This is a genomic window from Trinickia sp. (assembly GCF_051961175.1).
GTDB lineage: Bacteria > Pseudomonadota > Gammaproteobacteria > Burkholderiales > Burkholderiaceae > Trinickia.
The window spans coordinates 1-2,655 of sequence record NZ_JBQCDN010000456.1; the positions used below are offsets into that span (position 1 = coordinate 1).

4 protein-coding genes are annotated in these 2,655 nt (G+C 63.7%); all 4 read left to right on the forward strand.

What is annotated here, in order from left to right; translation table 11 throughout:
* Positions 1-791 (forward strand): flagellar motor switch protein FliM (fliM, locus tag ACTHL0_RS25945; RefSeq protein ID WP_440569937.1); only part of this gene is annotated, 791 nt, incomplete at its 5' end.
* A complete protein-coding gene (fliN, locus tag ACTHL0_RS25950; RefSeq protein WP_440569938.1) occupies positions 784-1,275 on the forward strand; it encodes a flagellar motor switch protein FliN in 492 nt (163 codons plus the stop codon). The genes fliM and fliN, both read left to right, overlap by 8 nt.
* Positions 1,275-1,859: a flagellar biosynthetic protein FliO gene (gene fliO / locus ACTHL0_RS25955; protein ID WP_440569939.1), complete on the forward strand. Its 585-nt coding sequence runs from the start codon at positions 1,275-1,277 to the stop codon at positions 1,857-1,859. The genes fliN and fliO overlap by 1 nt, the downstream gene beginning before the upstream one ends.
* A complete protein-coding gene (fliP, locus tag ACTHL0_RS25960) occupies positions 1,860-2,639 on the forward strand; it encodes a flagellar type III secretion system pore protein FliP (RefSeq protein WP_440569940.1) in 780 nt (259 codons plus the stop codon). It begins immediately after the preceding gene.
* The last annotated feature ends 16 nt before the right edge of the window (positions 2,640-2,655 follow it).

Genomic DNA, 2,655 nt, shown 5'->3' on the forward strand with positions numbered 1-2,655 from the left:
ATTTCATGCGCCGCACCGCCGAAATTTCGGTCGGTCCGGTCAAAGTGCTGAAGTACAGCGAATTCACGCGCAATCTGCCGATTCCGACGAACCTGAACCTCGTTCACGTGAAGCCGCTGCGCGGCACGTCGCTGTTCGTGTTCGATCCGAATCTCGTGTTCTTCGTCGTCGACAATCTGTTCGGCGGCGACGGCCGGTTCCATACGCGCGTCGAAGGGCGCGACTTCACGGCCACCGAGCAACGGATCATTTCCAAGCTGCTGAACCTCGTGTTCGATCACTACACGACGGCCTGGAAGAGCGTGCGGCCGTTGCAGTTCGAATACATGCGTTCGGAGATGCACACGCAGTTCGCCAACGTCGCGACACCGAACGAAATCGTGATCGTCACGCAGTTTTCGATCGAATTCGGCCCGACCGGCGGCACGCTGCACATCTGCATGCCGTACTCGATGATCGAGCCGATCCGCGACGTGCTGACTTCGCCGATCCAGGGCGAAGCGCTCGAAGTCGATCGCCGCTGGGTTCGCGTCCTCTCGAAACAAGTGCAGGCGGCCGAGGTCGAGCTGACAGCCGACCTGGCCCAAATTCCGGTCACGTTCGAGGACATCCTGAACATGCGCGCGGGCGATGTGCTGCCGATCAACATCCCCGAAAACATCGTCGCGAAAGTCGACGGCGTGCCCGTCATGGAATGCGGCTACGGAATTTTCAACGGTCAATATGCGTTGCGCGTGCAAAAAATGATCAGCGCAGCGGAAAACACGATTAAGGAAACGGACTATGAGTGACCTGAACGCCACGCCGGGTGAAGGCTCGGCCCAACTCGACGCGCAGATGGCCGCCATGGCCGGCGAAACCGCGAAGCCCGCCCCGACGATGGCGGCCGACGACGAAGCCAGTCTCGACGATTGGGCTGCCGCGCTGGCCGAGCAGAACACGAACCCGGCACCGGCGCCTGCCGCGGCCGGCGTGTTCCAGCCGCTGTCGAAAGTCGAGCCGACCACGACACGCAACGACATCGACATGATCCTGGACATCCCGGTCCAGATGACGGTCGAGCTGGGGCGCACGAAAATTGCGATCCGCAATTTGCTGCAACTTGCGCAAGGTTCCGTCGTCGAACTCGACGGAATGGCCGGCGAGCCGATGGATGTGCTCGTAAACGGCTGTTTGATTGCTCAAGGCGAAGTCGTCGTGGTCAACGACAAGTTCGGCATCCGGCTGACCGACATCATTACGCCGGCCGAACGCATTCGAAAACTGAACCGTTGATGAAATCACGCTTGCAGCGTGCGCCGCACAGGCGGCGCATGGCGGCAATCCACGCGGCCCTGGCGGTAGCGACCGCCACCGCATCGGCGGCACTCTCGCCCGCGGCAGCGGCGGCCGATATGAACGCAGTCAACAACGCCGCGAAAATCGCATCGAGCGTCGGCGCCGGCACGGCTGTGCCGTCCCTCGGCGTCGGCGCCGTGCTGCAAACGCTCGTCGGCCTGGCTGTCGTCATCGGGCTCGTGTTTGCCTGCGCCTGGCTCGCCCGTCGCCTCGGCCTTCAGCCTTCGGCGCGCGGCCAGCTCGTACGCACGGTCGGCGGGGTATCGCTCGGCGGCAAGGAGCGCGTGGCTGTCGTTGAAATCGGCGATACCTGGCTCGTGCTCGGCGCGTCTACCGGCAGCGTGCGGCTGCTCCATACCATGCCCGCGCCGACAGGCGACGCCGCCGGCACGCCCGGCGGCCCCGGCAGCGCCGAAGCCGCCGACGGCACCCTGCCCGGCACATTCGGCTCGCGCTTTCGCGACGCGCTCGCGGGCGAGGCAAAAAAACGGTTTTCTCGGCCTGCGGGCGGAGGCAAGTAGATGTCGTCCAGCGTTATCGTGCGGTTCGCGCGCGCCGCGGCCCCCGCATTGCCCTTTCTGATTTTCTCGCTGTTGCCGACGCTTTCGCATGCGCAGACGGCGCCCGCGGGGCTGCCGGCCTTTAACACGAGCCCTGGCCCGAACGGCGGCACCACGTACTCGCTGAGCGTGCAGACGATGCTGCTGCTCACGATGCTGACGTTTCTGCCGGCGATGGTGCTGATGATGACGAGCTTCACGCGCATCATCATCGTGCTTTCGCTGCTGCGCCAGGCGCTGGGCACGTCGACGACGCCGCCCAATCAGGTGCTCGTCGGCCTGGCCTTGTTCCTGACGCTGTTCGTCATGTCGCCCGTCATCGACAAGGCTTACACGGACGGCTACAAGCCGTTCGCCGACGGCACCATTCCGATGGAGACGGCCGTCACACGCGGCGTGGCCCCGTTCAAGCAGTTCATGCTGAAGCAAACGCGCGAATCGGATCTTGCGCTGTTCGCGAAGATCTCGCACTCGCCGCCGCTGCAAGGGCCGGAAGACGTCCCGCTGCCGCTGCTCGTGCCCGCGTTCGTCACCAGCGAGCTGAAGACGGCCTTTCAAATCGGCTTCACGATCTTCATTCCGTTTCTCATCATCGACATGGTCGTGGCCAGCGTCTTGATGTCGATGGGGATGATGATGGTGTCGCCCGTGACGATTTCTCTGCCGTTCAAGCTCATGCTGTTCGTCCTCGTTGACGGCTGGCAGCTGCTGATCGGCTCGCTCGCGCAAAGCTTCGTCTGAGCCGGCTTAACGGCTT